Source organism: Nocardioides sp. NPDC051685, from assembly GCF_044453405.1.
Lineage (GTDB): Bacteria > Actinomycetota > Actinomycetes > Propionibacteriales > Nocardioidaceae > Nocardioides.
In genome coordinates, this window is the sequence record NZ_JBITCR010000002.1 from 99,204 (window position 1) to 120,236 (window position 21,033).

General features: G+C 67.5%; 21 protein-coding genes and 3 tRNA genes. 14 read left to right on the top strand and 10 right to left on the bottom strand.

The window, feature by feature from the left end:
- Positions 1 to 49 precede the first annotated feature (49 nt).
- Genes ACIA03_RS05530 through ACIA03_RS05555 form a run of 6 tightly spaced genes read left to right on the top strand, consistent with a single transcriptional unit; the run spans position 50 to position 6,042 of the window.
- Complete coding sequence (locus tag ACIA03_RS05530; RefSeq protein ID WP_396980083.1) at positions 50 to 1,027, top strand: ABC transporter substrate-binding protein; 978 nt, start codon at positions 50 to 52, stop codon at positions 1,025 to 1,027.
- The gene (locus ACIA03_RS05535; RefSeq protein WP_396980085.1) at positions 1,024 to 1,872 is read left to right on the top strand and encodes an ABC transporter permease; all 849 of its coding nucleotides are present in this window, start codon (positions 1,024 to 1,026) and stop codon (positions 1,870 to 1,872) included. The genes ACIA03_RS05530 and ACIA03_RS05535 overlap by 4 nt, the downstream gene beginning before the upstream one ends.
- Before the next feature lie 59 nt (positions 1,873 to 1,931).
- A complete protein-coding gene (locus ACIA03_RS05540) occupies positions 1,932 to 2,690 on the top strand; it encodes an ABC transporter permease (protein ID WP_396980087.1) in 759 nt (252 codons plus the stop codon).
- Positions 2,687 to 3,550 (top strand): ABC transporter ATP-binding protein, encoded by an 864-nt coding sequence (locus ACIA03_RS05545; RefSeq protein ID WP_396980089.1) that lies wholly within the window; start codon positions 2,687 to 2,689, stop codon positions 3,548 to 3,550. Before ACIA03_RS05540 ends, ACIA03_RS05545 begins: the two co-directional genes overlap by 4 nt.
- Positions 3,547 to 5,184 carry a thiamine pyrophosphate-binding protein gene (locus ACIA03_RS05550; protein ID WP_396980091.1) on the top strand — a complete coding sequence of 546 codons (1,638 nt, stop codon included), beginning with the start codon at positions 3,547 to 3,549 and terminating at the stop codon, positions 5,182 to 5,184. Before ACIA03_RS05545 ends, ACIA03_RS05550 begins: the two co-directional genes overlap by 4 nt.
- A 27-nt stretch (positions 5,185 to 5,211) precedes the next feature.
- The gene (locus ACIA03_RS05555; RefSeq protein ID WP_396980093.1) at positions 5,212 to 6,042 is read left to right on the top strand and encodes an SDR family NAD(P)-dependent oxidoreductase; all 831 of its coding nucleotides are present in this window, start codon (positions 5,212 to 5,214) and stop codon (positions 6,040 to 6,042) included.
- Between the two features lie 177 nt (positions 6,043 to 6,219).
- Here the strand turns inward: ACIA03_RS05555 and ACIA03_RS05560 are convergent, their stop codons facing one another.
- The 6 genes from ACIA03_RS05560 to ACIA03_RS05585 form a co-directional block, all read right to left on the bottom strand.
- Positions 6,220 to 6,879, bottom strand: a complete 660-nt coding sequence (locus ACIA03_RS05560) for a maleylpyruvate isomerase N-terminal domain-containing protein (RefSeq protein WP_396980095.1) — start codon at positions 6,877 to 6,879, stop codon at positions 6,220 to 6,222.
- 5 nt (positions 6,880 to 6,884) lie between these two features.
- Entirely contained in the window at positions 6,885 to 7,715 is an 831-nt protein-coding gene (locus ACIA03_RS05565) for a fumarylacetoacetate hydrolase family protein (protein WP_396980097.1), read from the bottom strand.
- A 13-nt stretch (positions 7,716 to 7,728) separates the two neighbouring features.
- A complete protein-coding gene (locus ACIA03_RS05570) occupies positions 7,729 to 8,883 on the bottom strand; it encodes a cupin domain-containing protein (protein WP_396980099.1) in 1,155 nt (384 codons plus the stop codon).
- Positions 8,884 to 9,020: 137 nt separating this feature from the next.
- Positions 9,021 to 9,095: transfer RNA gene (locus tag ACIA03_RS05575), tRNA-Val, on the bottom strand.
- 34 nt (positions 9,096 to 9,129) lie between these two features.
- Positions 9,130 to 9,200: transfer RNA gene (locus tag ACIA03_RS05580), tRNA-Cys, on the bottom strand.
- A 35-nt stretch (positions 9,201 to 9,235) separates the two neighbouring features.
- A tRNA-Gly gene (locus tag ACIA03_RS05585) sits at positions 9,236 to 9,308 on the bottom strand.
- Positions 9,309 to 9,475: 167 nt separating this feature from the next.
- Here ACIA03_RS05585 and ACIA03_RS05590 point away from each other — a divergent pair.
- Entirely contained in the window at positions 9,476 to 10,309 is an 834-nt protein-coding gene (locus tag ACIA03_RS05590; protein WP_396980101.1) for an aminotransferase class IV, read from the top strand.
- Between the two features lie 108 nt (positions 10,310 to 10,417).
- On the opposite strand, the gene ACIA03_RS05595 is transcribed toward ACIA03_RS05590, so the two are convergent.
- The 3 genes from ACIA03_RS05595 to ACIA03_RS05605 form a co-directional block, all read right to left on the bottom strand.
- The gene (locus ACIA03_RS05595) at positions 10,418 to 11,815 is read right to left on the bottom strand and encodes an OFA family MFS transporter (RefSeq protein WP_396980103.1); all 1,398 of its coding nucleotides are present in this window, start codon (positions 11,813 to 11,815) and stop codon (positions 10,418 to 10,420) included.
- Between the two features lie 138 nt (positions 11,816 to 11,953).
- Positions 11,954 to 12,391, bottom strand: a complete 438-nt coding sequence (locus ACIA03_RS05600; RefSeq protein WP_141793432.1) for an SsgA family sporulation/cell division regulator — start codon at positions 12,389 to 12,391, stop codon at positions 11,954 to 11,956.
- 101 nt (positions 12,392 to 12,492) lie between these two features.
- Positions 12,493 to 13,401 (bottom strand): 5'-3' exonuclease H3TH domain-containing protein, encoded by a 909-nt coding sequence (locus ACIA03_RS05605; RefSeq protein WP_396981765.1) that lies wholly within the window; start codon positions 13,399 to 13,401, stop codon positions 12,493 to 12,495.
- Positions 13,402 to 13,596: 195 nt separating this feature from the next.
- On the opposite strand from ACIA03_RS05605, the gene ACIA03_RS05610 reads away from it, so the two are divergent.
- Positions 13,597 to 14,040, top strand: a complete 444-nt coding sequence (locus ACIA03_RS05610; protein ID WP_396981767.1) for an Lrp/AsnC family transcriptional regulator — start codon at positions 13,597 to 13,599, stop codon at positions 14,038 to 14,040.
- 26 nt (positions 14,041 to 14,066) lie between these two features.
- Here ACIA03_RS05610 and ACIA03_RS05615 read toward each other — a convergent pair whose 3' ends face one another.
- Positions 14,067 to 15,446, bottom strand: coding sequence for a KamA family radical SAM protein (locus ACIA03_RS05615; RefSeq protein ID WP_396980106.1), 1,380 nt, complete (start codon positions 15,444 to 15,446; stop codon positions 14,067 to 14,069).
- 111 nt (positions 15,447 to 15,557) lie between these two features.
- Between ACIA03_RS05615 and ACIA03_RS05620 the strand changes: the two genes are divergently transcribed.
- The 6 genes from ACIA03_RS05620 (at position 15,558) to ACIA03_RS05645 (ending at position 21,013) form a co-directional block, all read left to right on the top strand.
- Positions 15,558 to 16,604, top strand: coding sequence for an L-erythro-3,5-diaminohexanoate dehydrogenase (locus ACIA03_RS05620; protein WP_396980107.1), 1,047 nt, complete (start codon positions 15,558 to 15,560; stop codon positions 16,602 to 16,604).
- The gene (locus ACIA03_RS05625) at positions 16,601 to 18,157 is read left to right on the top strand and encodes a lysine 5,6-aminomutase subunit alpha (RefSeq protein WP_396980109.1); all 1,557 of its coding nucleotides are present in this window, start codon (positions 16,601 to 16,603) and stop codon (positions 18,155 to 18,157) included. The genes ACIA03_RS05620 and ACIA03_RS05625 overlap by 4 nt, the downstream gene beginning before the upstream one ends.
- Complete coding sequence (locus ACIA03_RS05630) at positions 18,154 to 18,894, top strand: OAM dimerization domain-containing protein (protein ID WP_396980111.1); 741 nt, start codon at positions 18,154 to 18,156, stop codon at positions 18,892 to 18,894. Before ACIA03_RS05625 ends, ACIA03_RS05630 begins: the two co-directional genes overlap by 4 nt.
- Entirely contained in the window at positions 18,891 to 19,289 is a 399-nt protein-coding gene (locus ACIA03_RS05635) for a hotdog domain-containing protein (protein WP_396980113.1), read from the top strand. The genes ACIA03_RS05630 and ACIA03_RS05635 overlap by 4 nt, the downstream gene beginning before the upstream one ends.
- A gap of 498 nt (positions 19,290 to 19,787) precedes the next feature.
- Complete coding sequence (locus tag ACIA03_RS05640) at positions 19,788 to 20,540, top strand: polyprenol monophosphomannose synthase (protein ID WP_396981769.1); 753 nt, start codon at positions 19,788 to 19,790, stop codon at positions 20,538 to 20,540.
- A complete protein-coding gene (locus ACIA03_RS05645) occupies positions 20,537 to 21,013 on the top strand; it encodes an FxsA family protein (protein WP_396980115.1) in 477 nt (158 codons plus the stop codon). The genes ACIA03_RS05640 and ACIA03_RS05645 overlap by 4 nt, the downstream gene beginning before the upstream one ends.
- Positions 21,014 to 21,033: the final 20 nt, after the last annotated feature.

The following is a 21,033-nucleotide window of genomic DNA, read 5'->3' on the forward strand; positions in this document are numbered from 1 at the left end:
ATCAAGGAGAACAACGATGTTTACCGCCCGAAGTCGAACCATCAGCGCCGTGGCAGCCGCAGCGGCCCTCATGCTCCTCGCCGGTTGTGCCGGCTCCAATGGCTCACCGTCGGAGGACGCGGCCGGGGGATCCACGGAGAAGGTTTCCATTGGCATCATCCCCGGATCCTTCAACGCTCCGCTGCTCGTGGGCATCGAATCCGGCATCTTCACCAAGCACGGCCTCCAGGTCGAGGTCGTGCCTCAGACCGATGTGGCAGCGATCATCTCCGGTGTCGCCAGCGGTCAGTACGACTTCGGCTTCGCGACCTCGGTGCACATCGTGAACGCCAACGTCAACGACATCCCCATCCGCGCCATCTCCACCGTCGATGGTTTGCAGTCCCCGAACGAAGCGGACAACGACGGCAACGCGATGCTCGCGGCACCCGGGTCGGGGATCGAGTCGCCAGCCGATCTCGAGGGGAAGACCCTCGCGGTGGTCGGGCTGTCGTCGCTGAACACGATGGCCGCCTGGGAGCTGGCCGCCGAGGCGGGCGTGGACCCCAAGTCGATCAAGCTCGTGCAGCTGCCGTTCGGGCAGATGCCCGCGGCTCTGGCCGGCGGCGACGCCGACGCCGCTGTGGTACAGAGTCCGTTCATCGCAGACAGCGTCGCGAGCGGGGCGACCGTCGTGGCCAAGCCCAACAACGAGCTCTTCCCGAATATGGCGGTCTCGCTCTACACCACCAGCCAGAACACCATCGACTCCTCGCCCGAGACCGTCCAGAAGTTCAGCGACGCCATCATCGAATCGCAGCAGTATGCGGCTGAGAACACCGACGAGGCGCGAGCTGTGGTGGCAAAGCAGCTCGGCCTCTCCGCGGAGGCGGCCGCCAAGGCGACCTGGTGCACGACGTGCGAGCCGACCCTCAACACCGAGGGGATGGACGTCGTGCAGGAGCTCATGACCAAGTACGCGGGCCTGAAGAAGACCTTCCCGGCAGACGAGCTGATCTGGCCGGGGGCCCTGGAGCCGCAGCAATGACATCGGCGACACGTGAGGTGAAGGTGCAGCCGGCCACCGCCCGGTCGCCGCGGACCATGTCGTGGTGGCTCCTGCCCTGGGTGACCGTGCTAGCCGCCGTGCTCCTGGCGCAGGTGGTCACGTCGAACGGACTCTTTCGACCGGATCAGTTCCCGACCCCCTTCGCCACCTTCCAGGCGTTCGCCGACGCGCTGACCACCTCGACGATGTGGTCAGCCGTGAGCGCCACGCTCCAGACCTGGTCCGTCGGCCTGTTCATCGCCACCGCCCTCGCCCTCGTCGTCGGCGCGCTGCTCGCATCGAACGACTTCGCCTTTCGGAGCGCATCGCCGGTGATCGAGATCTTCAAGGCCATCCCCGCCATCGCAATCCTCCCGCTGGTGATCCTGGTCCTTGGGTCGACGCCGCCGATGAAGGTCTTCCTCGTCGCGTTCGGCGTGTTCTGGCCCCTGCTCATCCAGGTGATCTACGGCATGCGCTCCGTCGATCCGACCGTCCTCGACACGGCGAAGGTCTCGCGCGTACGCGGCGTGCGGAAGTTCTTGGTGGTGACGGTGCCCAGCGCGGCCCCCTACATCGCGACCGGCTTGCGTATTGCCTCCGCCAACGCTCTCATCCTCGCGGTGGTGTCCGAACTCGTCGGCGGCGCCGAAGGAATCGGCCGCATCATCCTGCAGTCGCAGAGTGCCGGCGCGAGCGCGTACCCGCGCATGTACGCGTACGTGCTGATCTCCGGGTTGCTCGGACTTCTGCTGACAGGGGCGTTCTTCCTTATTGAGAAGAAGGCGCTGCATTGGCACGAGAGTCAGCGCAACCTCGCCCTGAATGAGAGGTCTTCGCAATGACATTCGTCGGAACATCTCGCACCCGGATCGCCGCTGACGCTGGCGGCACCGTCCGCAATATGGCGGTCCTCGTCTGGCTCCCTGTCGCGCTGCTCGCCATCTGGTGGGTTCTCTCGGCGAACAGTACCTCGCCCTTCTTTCCACCGCTCAGCACGATCCTGACACAACTGTGGGACAACTGGGTCCTTGGCGACGCCAAACTGGAGCTGGTTCCGAGCCTGAGCCACCTCGTCTACGGCTTTGCACTGGGCGGAGGACTCGGGCTCATATCCGGGACGGTGCTCTGGAAGTTCTCTTCGGCCCGGCGGGCCGCGTCGCCTTTCGTCTACTTCCTCTACGCCCTGCCCGCCCCGGCTCTGCTTCCCGCTCTGATCGCGATCTTCGGTATCGGCGAAACCAGGCAGGTGGCCCTCATCGCATTCGGGGCCATCTGGCCGACCCTGCTCAACACTTTGGACGGGATGCGCGGCATCGATCAGGTCAAGTTTGACAGCGCGCGGGCGATGCGGCTGGGCCCGTGGCGCACGCTCTTCGAGCTGGTAATCCCCGCCGCTTCTCCGCAGATCGTGGCAGGGCTCCGAGCGAGCCTGCAAGTATCGATCATCCTGATGGTGGTGAGCGAACTGATTGCAGCGCAGTCGGGGATCGGCTATTTCATCCTGCAGGCCCAGACTGTCTTCTCGATCACCCTGATGTGGACCGGAATCCTTGTTCTCGCTCTAGTCGGAACGATTCTGAACCTCATATTCGTGCTCATCGAGCGCAGATTGCTCAGATGGCATATCGGTTACACGGCAATAGGAGGATCAGCGCGATGACGATGCTAGGGACACGCAAAGCTAGAAAGATTGGGGAAGCTGCCATGGCTACGACAAGTGACGCCACGGAGACCGACCGCGCCGAACTCGAGCCAGTACTGAAGGTCGGCGGCCTGCGCAAGATCTACAACGAGGGCAAGCCGTCCGAACGTATGGCCATCGACGACATCACCTTCCACGTCGAGCGTGGCGAGTTCGTATGCATCGTCGGGCCCAGCGGGGCGGGGAAGACGACCCTCCTGCGGTGCCTGTCTGGACTGGCTCGTCCGAGCCAGGGCGAGGTGGAGTTCGAGGGTGCGAAGCTGACTTCGGTCCCCGACCAGCTCGGCGTCGTGTTCCAGGACTACGCTCGATCGCTCTACCCATGGTTCACGAACCTGCAGAACGTGGCGCTCCCGCTGGCTGCGCGGGGAGTCAGTAAGGCGGCTCGGGTCGCGCGTGCAGAGGAAGTGTTGGCTTCGGTCGGTCTCGCCGCTTCTGGCAAGCACTACCCGTGGCAGCTGTCCGGCGGCATGCAGCAGCGCGTGGCGATTGCACGGGCTCTCTCCTATAAGCCTGATCTCCTGCTGATGGACGAGCCGTTCGCCTCCGTCGACGCGCAGACGCGGTTCGACCTCGAGGACCTCATCTTGAGGGTTCGCGACGAGTTCGGGATCACTGTCGTCCTGGTCACGCATGACATCGACGAGGCGATCTACCTTGGAGACCGGGTCGTGGCGTTGACCGGGTCGCCGAGCCGTGTGCGCGAGTGCGTGACGGTCGGACTCGGCAGCGGTCGCTCGCAGGTCGCGACGCGCGCCTCAGCAGAGTTCTTGCAGCTGCGCGGTCACCTTCTCAACCTTGTCATGCCGGCCGTATGAACGTCATGACGTCAACGCCGACCACCGTCGTCGGTGCACTCGCGAGGACTATGGCGGACCTTGGAATGCGCCACCTGTTCACGCTCATGGGAGCCGGAAACCTCCGACTCATTCACCACCTGGCGGAGGACCACGACGTCACCGTCCACCACTTCCGTCACGAGAACGGAGCAGTCGGAGCTGCGGACGGGTATGCCCGGGTAACAGGCGAGGTGGGCTGGTGCACCGTCACGCAGGGCCCTGGCTTCACCAACACGATCACGGCTCTCCTGACCGCTCACAAGGGCCGGTCTCCCGTTGTCATGATCACCTCCGACTCATCGAGCATGGACCCGTTGCGGTTCCCGTTCGCCGGGGGAGTGCAGGGGCTCGATCCGGAGGTGATCCTTGCGCCGCTCGGAATCCCCGTGGTGCGCGCGACGCGGGATCGGTGCGCTGCAGATCTCATCGAGGCCTATCAACGCGCGACGGAAGAACGGTGCACGGTCGTGTTCGTGATCCCGACAGGGATGGATCTCGATCCAACCGCACCTGCACCCGCCTCACCGTTCGCGGGGAGGGGCGTCTCAGGATCGAACTTGGACGAGGAAGCACTGACACAGGCTGAGCGCCTTCTTCGCGCGGCACAGCGCCCGCTCATCGTCGCGGGATACGGAGTGCACCTCGCCGGCGCCGCAGGCGAGGTCGCGGAGCTCGCGGAACGATTGGGTGCGCATCTCGCGACCACAGCAAAGTCGGTGGGCATCTTCCACGGCAACTCCGCCGACCTCGGGATCTTCGGGGGATTCTCTCCTCCGGAGGCGGCCGAGATCATCGAAGCGTCAGACTGTATCTTGGCCATCGGCGCTGGTCTGAATCTCTTCCAGACGAGAAAGAACTCGTTCATCGAGGGTCGAACGGTCATTCAGATCGATCGAGACGCCGCCTCGTTCGGGCGATGGAGTGAACCGGATCTGCGGGTGCTCGGTGATGCGCGGGACGCCGTAGCTCGCCTGAATCGGATGTTGGAGACGATCCCGCCCCGCCCGCGCGTGGTAGCGCCATCCCTCGCAGCGTTCGATGACATTTCTGTGCCAGGAGAGATCGACCCACGCACGCTGTCAGCTGAGCTTGACCGAGCGCTGCCCGCCCCACGACGGATCCTCTTGGACAACGGCCACTTCGGCGCTTTCCCGGTGCTCTATATGACACATGCCCAGGCGGGCTCGGTCGTGTGGATGCCCGATTTCGGTGCTGTCGGAAGCGCACTGGCCGCCGCAGCCGCAAGCGCTGTCTCGGACCCCGATCTGCAGTCTGTCCTGTTCATCGGGGACTGCGGCTTCTACATGACGATGGGCGACCTGGAGACGGTGGTTCGAGAACGCATACCTCTCGTCGTCGTGTGCATGAACGACGGGGCAGCCGGCTCGGAGCTGGCGCATATGAAGGATTGGGGCGTACCGCCCGAGCAGGCACTGTTCGGCTATGCAGATGTCGCTGCGGCCGCGGCCGGTATGGGTGCGACCGCGTCGCGCATCGACGAGGTGTCGGAGCTGGAACCTGCCATTCGAGCTTGGGACCCGCAGCGAGGGCCCCTCTTTCTCGACTGCCATGTTTCGCGCGAGGTGCGATCGCCGATCTACGACCATGTCTAACGGTCTGAGTCTGCTTGAGGTGGGGCAGTGAGCAGCAGCGAATCACATGCTGAGAACCTGTTCTCGGTCGCTGGTCTAGGGGCAGTCGTCACAGGGGCTGCCAGTGGATTGGGCTTCGCGATCGCCCGCGTCCTCGCCCGAAACGGGGCACGCGTGGTCCTCGTTGATACCCAATCCGACGCTGTGGAGTCCGCGACCGAGTCGTTGGCGAACGAGGGGCTGTCGGTTCGATCCGTCGTCACAGACATCAGGGACACCGAAGCCATGGACGCGCTCATGAGCGCCGCCGCCAGCTGGGATAGTGGCTTGGACGTCGTGTTCGCCAACGCAGGGATCTCCTCCGGGTTGGGCCGGGCATTCGGTAGCGGTGTTCTGAGCGAGATCTCGGATCAACGCTGGGACGACGTCGTGGCGGTCAACCTTGCGGGCACGAAGAACACGGTGCGCGCAGCAGCGGCTCATATGAACGAGGGCCGCGGACGGATCATCGTGGTCTCTTCTGTGGCGGGGCTGGCACCGGATCCCCTCGTCGGGTATGCCTATTCCAGTTCCAAGGCCGCAGTGACCTTGTTTGCCCAGAACGCAGCGGCCGAGCTCGCGCCGCGCGGCATCAACGTCAATGTGCTTGCGCCGGGTTCGTTCCGGACCGCGATCGGGGCGAGGAATCCTGACAACGAGCACATGCTGTCCGCGCTCACGGCTGCAACGGCGACCGACCACCTGGCGGATCCCGCGGAACTCGAAGGTCTGGCCCTGCTCCTTGCATCGCCGGCGGCTCGACACATCGTCGGCTCTGTCCTCGTCATCGACGGCGGCGTGGCTGTCTACCGCACCGACGCAGACGTCTTCAGGAGGTGACGTTCACGCATTCAGCGGTCCATGACCGCGCCGGCGGCATCCCGTGCTTGCTTCTGCCGACCTCGACCGAGAGCTTGCCAGGGGAAGGAACGTAGACCGTCAGCAGCGATCGGGAGAGGCCCGCCTGTAGCCGACGACCTCGGCGGTGGTAACCAGATCACGTCGGCCCTGAGCGCGTTACAGCCATGGTCCGAGCTCCGGCGCGGCGACGAGGCCGTGCGGCCGTCCGGCGAGCCAGGCGGCGACGTCGGGCAGCGAGCCTTCGACGCAGCGCAGGTCGTCGTCGGAGAGCCCCCGCTTCGTACGGATCTCGTCGGCGAGGGCGAGCAGGAAGTCGTCGGGGAGGTCGGCGAAGGTGATCCCGACGCCGAGGTCGACGGCGTGGACGAAGAGCTCGCGGGCGCGCATCCAGGGGACGTCGGAGGCCTTGCGGGTGACGAGCTGGGCGGTGATGATCTCGTGCTCCCACTGCTCGGCGCTCAGCCGGCCCATGGCCGCCTCGAGCTCGCCGGCGCTGCGGTGATACCACGCGCGGAGCTCGTCGGCCGGCCGTGTCGCGGCTGCCTCGATGTCGGCGTTGCGCTGCTCGGTGGAGGCGTACATCCGCTTCTCCACGCCGGTCTCGGCCCAGGAGATCAGGTTGCCGAGGGCGTCGGCGTTGGCGGCGACGTGGCCGAGCAGGTGCTTGCGGGTCCAGCCCGGCAGCTGGGAGTCGTCGTCGAAGGCCGCCACGTCGAGACCCTCGATGGCGCCGGTCAGCAGGGCCGTGCCCTCGGTGACCCAGCGGCGGGCGTCGTCGAACGTACGCGTCGGGGTGGTGCCGATCAGGAGGCTCATCGCGTTCAGCCCTTCACGATCGTGTTGGTGAGGGTGCCGATCCCCTCGACGGTGATCTCGACGGACTCGCCGCCCCACAGGAACTCCTGCGGCGCCCGGGCGTGCCCGACCCCGCCGTTGGTGCCGGTGAGGATCAGGTCGCCGGGGCGCAGCGTGGTGATCGTGGAGATGTAGCGCACCAGGTCGACCGGGTCGAAGAGCAGGTCGGAGGTGTTCGCGCTCTGCTTCTCGACGCCGTCGACGGTCAGCCGCGTGGCCAGCTCCGGACGTACGCCGCCGGGCAGCTCGTCAGGGGTCACGACGTAGGGGCCGACCGGTGTGGTGGCCTCCCAGATCTTGCCCTGCAGCCACTCGCGGGTGCGGAACTGCCAGTCGCGGACCGAGTAGTCGTTGGCGGCGGTGAAGCCCGCGATCGCAGCCGCGGCCTGCTCCTCGTCGGCGTGGCGTACGGTCGAGCCGATCACGATGGTCAGCTCGCACTCCCAGTCGAGCTGCACGGTCTCGGCGGGCTTGGTCACCGCGTCGTTCGGGCCGGTCAGGGTGTCGGCGAACTTGGCGAACAGGACCGGGTATTCGGGCAGGTCGCGGCCCATCTCCTCGATGTGGCTGCGGTAGTTGAGCCCGACGCAGACGACCTTGCTGGGCTGCGGCACGACCGGCGCGAAGTCGGCTGTCTCGGCCGGGTAGGTGGTCGAGCCTGTCGCGGCTGCCTGCGAGGCCCAGGCCTCCTCGGCGAGAAGGTCGCCCACGGAGGCGTAGCCCAGGTCCACGTGCTGGTCCCCGTCGAGCCTGACCGCGCGGGTGCCCTCGGCCGTACGGATGGTGGCGAGCTTCATCGTCTGGTGTTCCTCACTTGTCGATCTGGGTGCGGTTGAGCCGGAGCGCCTCGAAGACGGGGGCGTCGGAGAAGCGGAAGAGGTCGAGTGCGCCGGAGTCCGAGTCTGTCGTGCCCGCCTCGGACCTGGCCGAGAACGGCTCCCAGGAGGGAACCACGAAGAGGTCGCCGCGGGAGACGGTCCAGGACTTCGTCCCCACGGTGACGACGCCGGAACCGTCGAAGACCTGGTAGACGCTCGAGCCGGTCTCGCGCAGCGGCGCGGTCTCGGCGCCGTTGGCGATTCGGTGGAACTCGGCGCGCATCGTCGGCAGTACATCCCCGCCGGTGGCCGGGTTGGTGAATCGGACCGCTGCGTGGCCGGGCTCGACAGTGCCGCCGAAACCCTCGTTCTCGAGCGCGAGCTGGTCGGCGAGCGCCCGGTCGGTGAACTCCCACTTATAGGAGAGCAACGGGGATCCGGGCGCGGTGTGCGTGACCGCCACGGGGGTGAGACCCGGGTGGCCCCACAGCCGCTCGGAGCGCGAGAGATCGGGTGTCGTCCGCTCCGCCTCGGAGATCTCGTCACGGCCGAACTCGAAGAACTGCGACTCGCTGGTGTACTGGAACGGGATGTCGAGCCCATCGATCCAGGCCATCGGCTCGGCGGACGCGTTGTGGTGAGCGTGCATGTTCCACCCGGCCTGGGGGAGGAAGTCGCCGCGGTTCATGGGCACCGGATCTCCACCGACGACCGTCCACACCCCTGAGCCCTCGACGACGAAGCGGAACGCGTGCTGGGTGTGGCGGTGCTCGGGAGCGTCCTCGCCGGGCATGAGGTACTGGATCGCCGCCCACAGCGTCGGCGTTGCGAACGGCCGACCGCCGAGGGAGGGGTTGGCCAGCGCGATCGCGCGGCGTTCGCCGCCGCGGCCGACGGGGACGAGGTGGCCGGCCCGGTCAGCCAGCTCGACCAGACTGTCCCATCTCCACAGGTGGGGCACCGCCCGGGATCGTGGGTGGGCCGGCATCAAGTCACCGATCTCGGTCCACAACGGGACCAGTAGCTCGTTCTCGAAGCCGCGGTAGAGGGCCTCAAGCTCGGGGGTGACGGTGGGCTGGTTGTCGGCCTCGACGGCTTTCAGCCTCACCGGAGAGGGTGACGTGGCGGATGTGGACGGGGCGGTCATGGGTACAGCCTGCTGGCTCCAGTGGCCCAGGAATCAATAATTCTGTCTTAAGGAATCATCGTGCCCTCGGCGTGCCCCGTGCCTGGGAAAGACTCCAGCCCCTGTCTGCGTTTCCGCAGTTCAGGGGCCGGTTTCTGTGGTGGACGATACTGGGTTTGAACCAGTGACCTCTTCCGTGTCAAGGAAGCGCGCTACCGCTGCGCCAATCGTCCGTGGTTATTCAGTTTATATCAGGGTGGTGCTTCGAGGTGGGTACGGGATTTGAACCCGTGTACACGGATTTGCAGTCCGTTGCCTCGCCTCTCGGCCAACCCACCGCTGGAGGCATTGCCTCCGGTGGAGACCTACTCCGAGCGGACGACGAGGCTCGAACTCGCGACCTCAACCTTGGCAAGGTTGCGCTCTACCAACTGAGCTACGTCCGCTTGTGCTTCCGGCCCGGTTTCCCGTGCCCTTGGCGACGAGAAGAACATTAACGGAGCCGCACCCGGGGGACAAATCGGGGGTCACCTTCGTGTCATTCACCAGCAGCCCCAGGAGTCCCATCGGCGCGTATTCCGGGCGCTGACCAGGGACGTCTTAGAGTTGCCGCATGCGCGCGTGGATCGATGGTCAGCTTCTCGACAACCCGGCCGCTCCGGCGGTCTCCATCCGTGACCATGGTCTGGTGGTCGGCGACGGCGTCTTCGAGACGCTCAAGGTGATCGAGGACCAGCCGTTCGCGCTCGCCCTCCACCTCGACCGCCTGGAGCGATCGGCGGCCGGCCTCGGACTGCCCGCCCTCGACCGCGGTCTGATCACCAAGGGTGTCGAGGCCGTGCTCGAGGCAGCCCCGACGACGTACGGACGACTGAGGATCACCGTCACGGGTGGGCCGGCTCCGTTCGGCTCCGGCCGTGTGGAGGTCGCGCCGACGGTCATCATCGGCCTCGAGGACGCCACCCCGAACCCGGACACGACCAAGGTCGTCAGCGTGCGGTGGCGCCGCAACGAGCACGGCGCCACGACGGGCCTCAAGACGACGTCGTACGCCGAGAACGTCATCGCCCTCGCCGAGGCCCGCGAGCACGGGGCCACCGAGGCGATCTTCGCCAACACCGTGGGCGACCTGTGCGAGGGCACCGGGAGCAACGTCTTCTACGTGCTCGACGGGGCGCTGAAGACCCCGACGCTCTCCAGCGGCCCGCTGGCCGGGATCACCCGAGCCCTGGTGCTGGAGTGGTTCGGTGCCGAGGAGACCGACGAGCCGCTGGCCGAGGTCGAGGAGTACGCCACGGAGGTCTTCCTCACCTCCAGCCTGCGCGACGTGCAGGCGGTGACGGCGTGGGGCACGCGCACCCTCCCGCACGGCCCGGTGACCCGGGCGGCACAGGAGGCGTGGCGTACGAACGAGCGGAGCCTTCTCGGTCTCTCAGCCCTGAGCTGAAAGGAGGAGCTCAGCCGGTGAAGAGCTGCGCCGCACGGCGCAGCGTCTCGATGATCCCGTAGCCCAGGGGAATCCCGACCAGGGCCCAGGCGACTGCGATCTTGGGGTTCATGCTGCGCTCCTCTCGGTCGCGGACGGATCGGTGGACTTCGGCTCGTGGAACCTGTCCGGCACCTGGTGGACGAGGAGGTTGGCGATGAAGCCGACCGCCAGGAGACCGACCATGGTCAGCAGCGCCGGCCGGTAGGCCGCCGCGGTGAGGGTGCCGGGCTCGCCCTGCGCGTCGAGGAAGGCGTTGATGATGAGCGGTCCGGCGATCCCGGCGGCCGACCAGGCGGTCAGCAGGCGGCCGTGGATGGCGCCGACCTGGAAGGTGCCGAAGAGGTCACGCAGGTAGGCGGGGACGGTCGCGAAGCCGCCGCCGTAGAAGGAGAGGATCACCACGGCGAGCAGCACGAACAGCGCCATCGAGGCGTGCCCGACGGTCGCCAGCAGGAGATAGAGGACCAGGCCGACCCCGAGATACATCATGTAGATCGGCCTGCGGCCGATGATGTCGGAGGTCGAGGACCAGACGAACCGGCCGCCCATGTTGGCGATCGAGAGCAGCCCGACGAAGCCGCCGGCCGCGACGGCGCTCACCGAGGAGACCCCGTCGGAGCGGAAGAAGTCCTGGATCATCGGCGCGGCCTGCTCGAGGATGCCGATGCCTGCGGTGACGTTGCAGAAGAGCACGATCCACACCAGCCAGAACGAGCGTGTCCGGACCGCGTTGCGGGCCGAGACGCTCGCTGTGGTGACGAGCTTCTTCTCCTTGACGCTCGCCGGATCCCAGCCGGCGGGTGTCCAGCCGTCCGCGGGGACCCGGACGGTGGCGGCGCCGAAGGACATGAAGACGAGGTAGACCACGCCGAGGGTGAGGAAGAGCATCATCACCGCGTGGCCGTCGGGCACGGTGGTGGCGTCGCCGGTGTAGGACGGGTCGTAGAGCGCCAGGAGGCGACCACTCAGCGGGCTGGCGATCATCGCGCCACCGCCGAAGCCCATGATCGCCATGCCGGTGGCCAGGCCCGGCCGGTCCGGGAACCACTTGATCAGCGTGGAGACGGGGGAGATGTAGCCGATCCCGAGTCCGATGCCGCCGATGAAGCCGTAGCCGAGGTAGACCAGCCACAGCTGACCGGTGCCGATGCCGACGGCACCGATGAAGAAGCCGGACGCCCAGAAGACCGCGGCCGCGGTCATCGCCGCACGCGGTCCGTTGCGGTCGACCCAGGTCCCCATGACCGCGGCGGAGAGGCCGAGCATCACGATCGCGATCGAGAAGATCACGCCGATCGCGGTCTGGCTCGAGTCGAAGTGCTCGACCAGAGCGGTCTTGTAGACGCTGGTGGCGTACACCTGGCCGATGCAGAGATGGACGGCGAGGGCGGCGGGCGGGATGAGCCAACGGCTGAAGCCGGGACCGGCCACCGTCCGCTCGCGAGAAAGGAAAGCTGGCAGCACTGTGACCTCCGAGATGGTACGGGTGACGCACATCACTACCACAGTTGACGTGGCAACGGCCAGGAAAGCACGAACCCTTCCTTTCCGGGCGTTCGGGAAGGAAGGGTTCGTGAACGAATGAGCAGGCGGGCGGAGTGCCTACTCAGCGTCGAAGGAGCTGCCCAGCAGATCCGCGATCAGACCGTCGAGATCCATGTGCTGGCCCTCGGAGCCGACCGGGACGGCGGCGAAGGACTTGCCGAGGAACGTCTGCACCTCGCTGGAGTCGGCGGTCGCGATCAGGCGGCCGTCGGGGGAGCTGAAGTCGAAGACGGCCACCGCCTTGGCGTCCTCGTCGATGCTCGGGTAGATCTTCACGTCACCCTCGCCGGCCGGGGCGGAGAGGCCCTGCAGCATCAGGGTGCGGGAGACGACCCACTCGACGTCACCGCCGCCCGAGTGGAAGGTCAGGCTCACTGCGTACGGGTCGTTCTCGCGGTAGCCGAGGGTGGTCGGCACGTCGACCGTGCGGCCCCACGGGTCGAGGCACGAGATCTTGATGTCCTGCTGCACTGCCGGGTGCTTGATGTCGCTCATTCGTCCGCTCCTTCTTGGTGGTCTTGCCAAGGAGACGGAGCCGTACGCAGGTGATGATGCCGTTTCTACGAACTTTCTGAACCGATTGGGGGAGACTCCGGTCACACCCGGGCGAGGGCGGCTTCCAGGCGGGCGACGGGGGAGCTCAGGTTGTACGTCGCGGCCAGCTCGCGCAGGCGCTCCGGGTCGGCAGGAGCGCTCGGCAGCGCGGTCCGGCTTCGGTCCAAGTCCAGGTCGCGCGCCACCGCCACGACCTTCGGCGCCACGGCCAGATACGGGACCGCGTCGATGAACTTCTGCCGCTGCGCCTTCGTGAGCGAGGTGGTCGGGTCGGCGACGGCGGCGACGATCCCGTCGAGGTCTCCGTACTGCTCGAGCAGCTTGGCCGCGGTCTTCTCGCCCACGCCCTTCACGCCCGGCAGCCCGTCGGAGGTGTCCCCGCGCATGGTGGCGAAGTCGGCGTACTGCGCGGCGCTGATGCCGTACTTGGCGAGCACCCACTTCTCGTCCACCAGATCCGGGTCGCCCACACCCCGCGTCGGGTAGAGGATGCGTACGCCGGCGGCGTCGTCGACGAGCTGGAAGAGGTCCCGGTCGCCGGTGACGACGTCGACCGGCATCCCGGCGCCGGTGGCGAGGGTGCCGATCACGTCGTCGGCCTCGTAGCCGTCGGCGCCGATCACACAGATGCCGGCTGCGGCGAGCACCTCACGGATGATCGGCACCTGCACCTGCAGCGGGTCGGGCACCTCCTCTACGTCGGGCACGGTCTCGAGCTCCTCGACCACCCGGTGGGCCTTGTAGGACGGGATCAGGTCGACTCGCCACTGCGGCCGCCAGTCGTTGTCCCAGCAGCACACCAGGTCTGTGGGGGAGTAGTCGTTGACCAGCCGGGAGATGAACTCCAGCAGGCCGCGGACGGCGTTGACCGGGGTGCCGTCCTCGGCCTTGATGTCGGGCACACCGAAGTAGGCCCGGAAGTAGAGCGACGCGGTGTCCAGCAGGAGCATTCGAGGTTCAGCCACGCTGTGCACATTATCCGCTGACGCGGAGGGCGAGCCTGGTGAATGGCCGTCGTGGCCACTCCTGAAGCGCTCCACCCCGCCGGTGGACAACCGGAAATCTTTCGACATCAACCAGTTGTTGGGACGTAAAGGCGGAGATATTGCTGTTGTGGGTAGGCTATCGCCGTGACTGCACCTGAGATCGAGGCCACCGACCGTAAAATCCTCCAGCTTCTCGCGGAGGACGGTCGGATGTCCTACACCGACCTGGGCAAGGCGACCGGCCTGTCGACCTCGGCTGTGCATCAGCGCGTCAAGCGGCTCGAGCAGCGTGGCCTCATCACCGGCTACGGCGCTACCGTGAACTACGCCGCGATCGGTGTGCCGCTGACCGCGTTCGTCGCGGTGCAGCCCATCGACCCGTCTCAGCCCGACGACACCCCTGAGCGCGTCGCCGACCTCACCGAGGTCGAGGCCTGCTGGTCGATCGCGGGCGTCGAGTCCTACATGCTCAAGGTGCGGGTCGCCACCCCTGAGGCGCTCGAAGAGCTGCTCGGCCGGATCCGCTCGGTCGCCAACGTGTCCACCCGGACCACGATCGCGATGTACACCTACTACGAGAACCGCCCGACCCTGACGCACTGAGTCTGTCCGGGCCGGGCGGGCCCGGTTCACTCCGCGTGAGTGCGCCACCACTCCTGGCCCGACTCGGGCAGGGTGTGGATCGGGTCGTAGTACTCGTAGGTCCTGGTCAGCGCCTCGGGGTCGGAGGCCTCGATCGAGGTGCGGTAGTTCTTGGTCCAGTAGGAGATGCCACGCTCGGTGTCGTAGTCGGCGAGCTGGTGGACCCACCGCTTGCCGACGAAAGGTACGTCGCACACGATGCGCGGGGTGGCGAACCCGGGCAGGTAGCCCATCAGGTCGTGCTGCATCCGCTGCGCGTCGGCGACCGAGACCCGCCAGTGCTCGCTGAACGGGATCATGTCGCACATGTAGAAGTAGTAGGGCATGATCTGCGCGCCGTCGAGGAGGCGGAAGCAGAGGTCGAGCAGGCTGTGGGTGTCGGCGTTCACGCCGGCGAGCAGCACTCCCTGGTTGCGTACGTCGCGGACGCCGGCGTCCAGCAGCGCCCGAGTCGCCTCGGCGACCAGCGGGGTGACCGAGTTGGCGTGGTTGGCGTGGGTGTGGACCGCCAGTGAGACGCCCCGCTCGCGGGCGATGGTGGTCACCCGGTTCATCCCCTCCAGGAGCGGCTCCTGGAGCCAGTGCTGGGGGAGACCGATCAGGCCCTTGGTGGCCAGCCGGATGTCGCGGATGTTGTCGATCGCCATCAGCTTGGTGAGGAAGTCCTCCAGCCGCGGCCAGGGCAGGTTGGCGACGTCACCGCCGGAGACGACCACGTCGCGCACCTGCGGGGTGTTGCGCAGGTAGTCGAGCATCGCCTCGTGGCGGTCGACCGGCTTGCCGGTGAGCTTGAGCTTGTCGATGACCGGGGTCGAGTTGCCGACCAGGTCCATCCGGGTGCAGTGGCCGCAGTACTGCGGGCAGGTGGAGAGCAGTTCGGCGAGCACCTTGGTCGGGTAGCGGTGCGTCAGTCCCTCGGCGACCCACATGTCGTGCTCGTGCAGCGAGTCGCGGCTCGCCTGCGGGTGGGACGGCCAGTCGGTGCGACGGTCGGAGAAGACCGGGATCATGTAGTGGCGAATCGGGTCTGCGTAGAAGGCGGCGGTGAACTCCTCGCCGGCCGAAGCACCCGTGGGCACCATGGTGTTCATCATCTGCGGCGGCACCAGCATCGACATGGTGGCCCGCTCGGCCATGTCGCGCTCGAGGTCGGCATAGAACCGCTCGTCGAGAAGATCGCCCATCAGGGCGCGCAGCTGGCGGACGTTCTTGATGCAGTTGACACGCTGCCACTGCACGTCGCGCCACTGCTCCTCGGTCACGTCGGCCCACCCCGGGAACCGGGTCCAGTCGGGCTCGGCCAGCTCAACGCGCTGGTAGGCGTAGGGCTGTCCGTCTCGGGTCGTGGGCTCGATGGTTGCGGTCATGTTCCCCACCATAGCGGGAGATCGTCCGGTGTTTGCAAGCCTAGGCCGCAATTCTTCCATCAACCGCTGGTAGGGTCCGGCGTGAGATGCACGCAAGGAGGCGTACGACCGATGACCACTTCTGACCCGACAGGCCTGCACCGGGTGCTCGACGAGCCGGTGGGCGGCTCGTTGCCCCTGCCCCAGGCGGCCCGAAGACTCGACACCCGAAGGACCTTGTGGCCCGACGAGGTGCGGATCCGGGTGGAGCGACTGAACCTGGACGCCGCCTCGTTCCGGCAGCTCGAGTCCGCACACGACGGCGACGGAGATGCCGCACGCCGCGAGGTGCTCGACATCGTCGCCGAGCGCGGCAAGATGCAGAACCCGGTGACCGGGTCGGGCGGCATGCTCGTCGGCGTCGTCGAGGAGGTCGGGCCCGAGTCGCCCCTGGGCCTGAAGGCCGGCGACCGGGTCGCGACGCTGGTGTCGCTGACCCTGACACCGTTGGTGATCGAGGACGGGCTCAAGGGTTGGGCCGGCGACTCGGAGCAGGTGCCGTGCGACGGCTATGCCATCCTCTTCGGCCGCTCGATCGCCGCCGTTCTTCCCGACGATCTCGCCCCCGAGCTCGCGCTGTCGGTGATGGACGTGTGCGGCGCCCCGGCGCTGACCCGGCGGGTCGTCTCCGAGCGCTACGCGGGTGGCGTCGTCGCCGTGATCGGTGGCGGCGGCAAGTCCGGATCGCTCTCGCTCGCCGCTGCTCGTGACGCTGGCGCCGGCCACCTGATCGGCATCGTCCCGACCGAGGCCGAGGCGTCCCGGCTTCGCGAGGCCGACCTGGCCGACGAGGTCGTGGTCGCCGACGCGCGCAACCCGGTCGCGCTGCGCGACGCGGTCGCGAAGGCCGGTGGCCCGGCCGATGTCACTGTCGTCTGTGTCGACGTGCCCGGCTGCGAGGGCGGAGCCATCCTGGCGACCGCCGACCAGGGCACGGTCGTCTTCTTCTCGATGGCGACCTCCTTCTCCGCCGCCGCGCTCGGTGCCGAAGGCCTCGCCGCCGACGTCACGATGCTCGTCGGCAACGGCTACGTCCCCGGGCACGCCGCCTATGCGCTGGATCTTCTCCGCGCGAACCGAGGCGTCCGGGCACTCTTCGAGGGGAGACTGGCCCAGTGAGACTCGATCTGGACCCACGCACGATCGCCCAGGCACGCGCGCTGGCCGCGAAGGTCGGCGACCCGATCGTCGAGATGGCCAAGAAGCACACGACCGTCGCCGTCGAGCGAGCCACGCTGCGACTGGCCGGGCTCGCCGGCGCCGATCCGGACGGCACCCCGTGGGTGAACCACCTGGTCGACGCGGTACGCGCCGACATCGGTCTGGAGCACGGCGTCGCGCTGCCGGTCTGGCAGGCCCTGGCCGCCCACGGCAACGACCTGTCCCGTCTGGCCGAGGAGGCAGCCGCGGGCCAGGTGACCTTCCGCCTGCCCGAAGGTGCCGAGGCCGAGCTGGCCGCGAAGCACGCCCGCGAGGCGGTCGGGGCCGGCATCGCCCGGCTCGACGCCAGCCGGATGGCCCGTGAGCGGATGATCACCGAGATCGGCGACGCGCCCCGCAAGCCGTGGATCTACCTGATCGTCGCGACCGGCGACATCTACGAGGACATCCCGCAGGCGCAGGCGGCCGCACGCGAGGGCGCCGACATCATCGCGGTGATCCGCTCGACCGGCCAGTCGCTCCTCGACTACGTGCCCGAGGGCGCCACCCGGGAAGGGTTCGCCGGGACGTACGCGACGCAGGAGAACTTCCGGCTCATGCGCGCGGCCCTCGACGAGACGAGCCGCGAGCTGGGCCGCTACGTACGGCTCACCAACTACGCGAGCGGGCTGTGCATGCCCGAGATCGCCGCGTTGGCCGGCATGGAGCGTCTCGACATGATGCTCAACGACTCGATGTACGGGATCCTGTTCCGCGACATCAACCCGGTGCGTACGTTCGTCGACCAGCGGCTCTCGCGTCAGATCCACGCTCGGGCGGGGATCATCATCAACACGGGCGAGGACAACTACCTCACCACCGCCGACGCGGTCGAGGCGGCCCACACCGTGACCACGAGCCAGCTGCTCAACGAGTACTTCGCCAAGGAGGCCGGACTCGAGGACTGGCAGCTCGGCCTCGGTCACGCCTTCGAGATCAACCCTGACGTGCCCGACTCGTTCCGGCTCGAGCTCGCCCACGCGCTGCTGGCGAAGACGATCTTCCCCGACGCCCCGCTGAAGTGGATGCCGCCGACCCGGCACATGACCGGCGACATCTTCAAGGGCTACCTGCTCGACGGGTTCTTCAACCTCGCCGGCGCGATGACCGACCAGGGCATCCTGCTGGTCGGGATGATGACCGAAGCGGTGGTGACGCCCTGGCTCTCGGACCGCGACCTGGCCCTGCAGAACGTCAGGTACGTCATGGACGCGGCCGGACGCCTCGGCGAGGACTTCCACCCGGCTCCTGACGGGTTCATCGCCAACCGGGCCCGCGAGGTGCTGGGGGAGTCGATCGACCTGCTCGGGAAGATCATCGCCGAGCCCAACGGGCTCCTGGACGCGATCGCGGACGGCACCTTCGGCCTGATGAAGCGCCCCGCGAACGCCGGCAAGGGACTCGAGGGCGTGGCCGAGAAGTCCGAGGCCTACTACAACCCCGCTAGCACCATCTTGGAGGGTGAGGAATGAGCATCATCAGGCCGTACGGCGACACCACCGGCGACGGCATGGTGCAGGTCTCCTTCACGCTGCCGATCAAGCACAGCAAGGTCGCCGACGGCGCCGCGCTGCAGCTGGCCAACAAGATGGGCATGGAGCCGGCGATGGTCGTCCACTCCAAGCCGATGGGCGACGACTTCACCTTCTTCGTCGTCTACGGCCAGGTCAACCATCTCGTCGACACCGACAAGGTGCAGGTCGTCGAACGCGACTTCCCGCTGCTGACGCCCAAGGAGGCCAACGCGGTGATCAAGGAGACGCTGCGGCGACCGATGGTCGTCGTCGGCGCCTGCATCGGCACCGACGCCCACACCGTCGGCATCGACGCGATCCTCAACATCAAGGGGTTCGCCGGCGAGAAGGGCCTGGAGTACTACAAGGAGATCGAGGTCGTGAACCTCGGCGCCCAGGTCTCGGTGCCGTCCCTGGTCGAGGCAGCCGTCACCCGTCGTGCCGACGCCGTGCTCGTCTCCCAGGTCGTCACCCAGCGTGATGCCCATCTGCTCAACACCCGGGAGATGTCGGCAGCGTTCCGGGAGGCCTACCCGGCGGGGGAGCGGCCGCTCCTGGTCGCCGGCGGGCCGCGTTTCGACGAGTCCATGACCGCCGAGCTCGGCGTCGACCGCATCTTCGGCCGCGGCACCACCCCTGCCGAGGTCGCCTCCTACCTCGTCCACCGCACCACCATGAAGGAGCCTGCCGCATGACGTCACCCGAGACCGGGCCCGCGATCGGGACCAAGGTGGTCCACCGCCGCTACGTGCCCTACTCGCACGCCCACTACGCCGGGAACCTGGTCGACGGGGCCTACAGCCTGGGTCTCTTCGGCGACGTCGCGACCGAGATGTGCATCCTCACCGACGGCGACGAGGGCCTCTTCGCCTCCTACGACGACGTGCAGTTCAAGGCACCGGTCCGCGCCGGCGACGTCCTGGAGATCACCTGCGAGCTGGTCAAGGCCGGAACCCGGTCCCGGGTGATGGAGTTCGCCGTGTACGTCGTGGCCCGGGGAGCCGCAACCGAGGCTCGTCCAGGAGCTGCTGAGATACTGGACGAGCCGGTCCTCGCGACATCCGCGCGAGGGACCGTCGTCGTTCCCTGAGCGGCGTAACGAGTACGCGTAGGCGACACGCCGAAGTTCCTCGAGAATTCTTCACTTTTTTGCGCCCGGAAGGCTATGGCTGACCTGCGGAAACATCTGTTTCCGCAGGTCAGCGGCTTGTTGACTTACGCGGAGCCAGCGGGTGATGGTGGCAACGTTCGCTCATGCAGAGTCGCGGTTGGCGGACCGGCGCTCGACGAATCGGGTCGGGGGTGTCGAGCCAGGCATGCCTTCGACGCGTTTTCGCGAACGCGGTCAACGACCGCGAGGGCAACGCGGGAGGGCCGAGGCGTCCTTAGACAACGATCGTCCCCCTGTCTCCAGCAGGGATCGGAACGGCCCGAAGAACGTCTTGATCCTCCCGTGCCTCTGCTGGCTGGCATTCGATCGGCGACCAACGGCCGGATATCCTGTGATCTCCACCCTCTTTTCTTGACAAGGCCGGCGTACGTGACGAACGAGCAGCTTCCACCCTGGACCGAGATCGGCCGGGCGGTGATGGTCATCCCGACCTACAACGAGGCGGACAACCTCGCCTGGATCGTCGGGCGGCTGCGCAAGGCACAGCCGCGCGTCGACGTGCTGATCGTCGATGACGGTTCACCCGACGGCACCGGCACGATCGCCAACGAGCTGGCCGACAACGACGACCAGATCCACGTGCTGCACCGCACCGAGAAGGCCGGGCTGGGGGCTGCGTACCTGCACGGGTTCGGCTGGGCCATGGAGCAGGGCTACGACATCGTGGGGGAGATGGACGCCGACGGCTCCCACCAGCCCGAGGAGCTCCACCTCCTCCTGGAGGCGCTCACTTCCGCCGACCTGGTGATCGGCGCCCGCTGGATCCGCGGCGGCTCGGTGGTCAACTGGCCGCTGTCGCGACGGCTGCTGTCGGTGGGCGGCAACTTCTACGTCCGGCTCCTGCTCGGGATCGGCGTCCACGACGCCACTGCGGGCTACCGCCTCTTCCGGCGTACGACGCTGGAGAAGCTGCAGCTGAGCAGCGTCGAGTCGACCGGCTATGTCTTTCAGACCGAGATGGTCACGCGTACGCTGCGGGCCGGCCTCACCGTCAAGGAGGTCCCGATCCAGTTCATCGAGCGGGTCCGGGGCGAGTCGAAGATGAGCCCCGCGGTCGCCGCCGAGTCGATGCGCCGGGTGACCCGCTGGGGGCTGGCCGAGCGCCGCGACCAGCTGCTCCGGCTGCTGCGCCGATTCGGGCTGGACCGTTTCGTGGGAGGCCGTCGATGACGACGCGTCGCCGCCGGTTCTCCTGGGTGCTGGTGCTCCTGTTCCTGGTGATGCCGCTGGCCGAGCTGTTCGTGCTCATCCAGGTCGGTCAGGTGATCGGCGTGTGGTGGACGATCCTGCTGCTGGTCGCCGACTCGATCTTCGGTGCCTGGCTGATGCGCCGCGAGGGGTCGCGAGCCTGGACCGCGCTGACGACGGCACTCTCCTCCGGGAAGCTCCCGTCCAACGAGAGCGCCGACGGCGCGCTGATCCTGCTCGGTGGCGCGCTGATGCTCAGCCCCGGCTTCGTGACCGACATCTTCGGCATCGTGCTGATCCTGCCGTTCACCCGGCCCGTCTTCCGCCGCATGCTGGCCACGCTCGTGCAGAAGCGCCTGGTCACCGCCGCGATGCCGTCCACCTTCGGTCCCGGCGCCCGGCCCCGCAACGACGACATCGTCACCGGCGAGGTCATCGACAAGGACGCCTCCTAGCCCAGGCGTCGCCCGCGTCG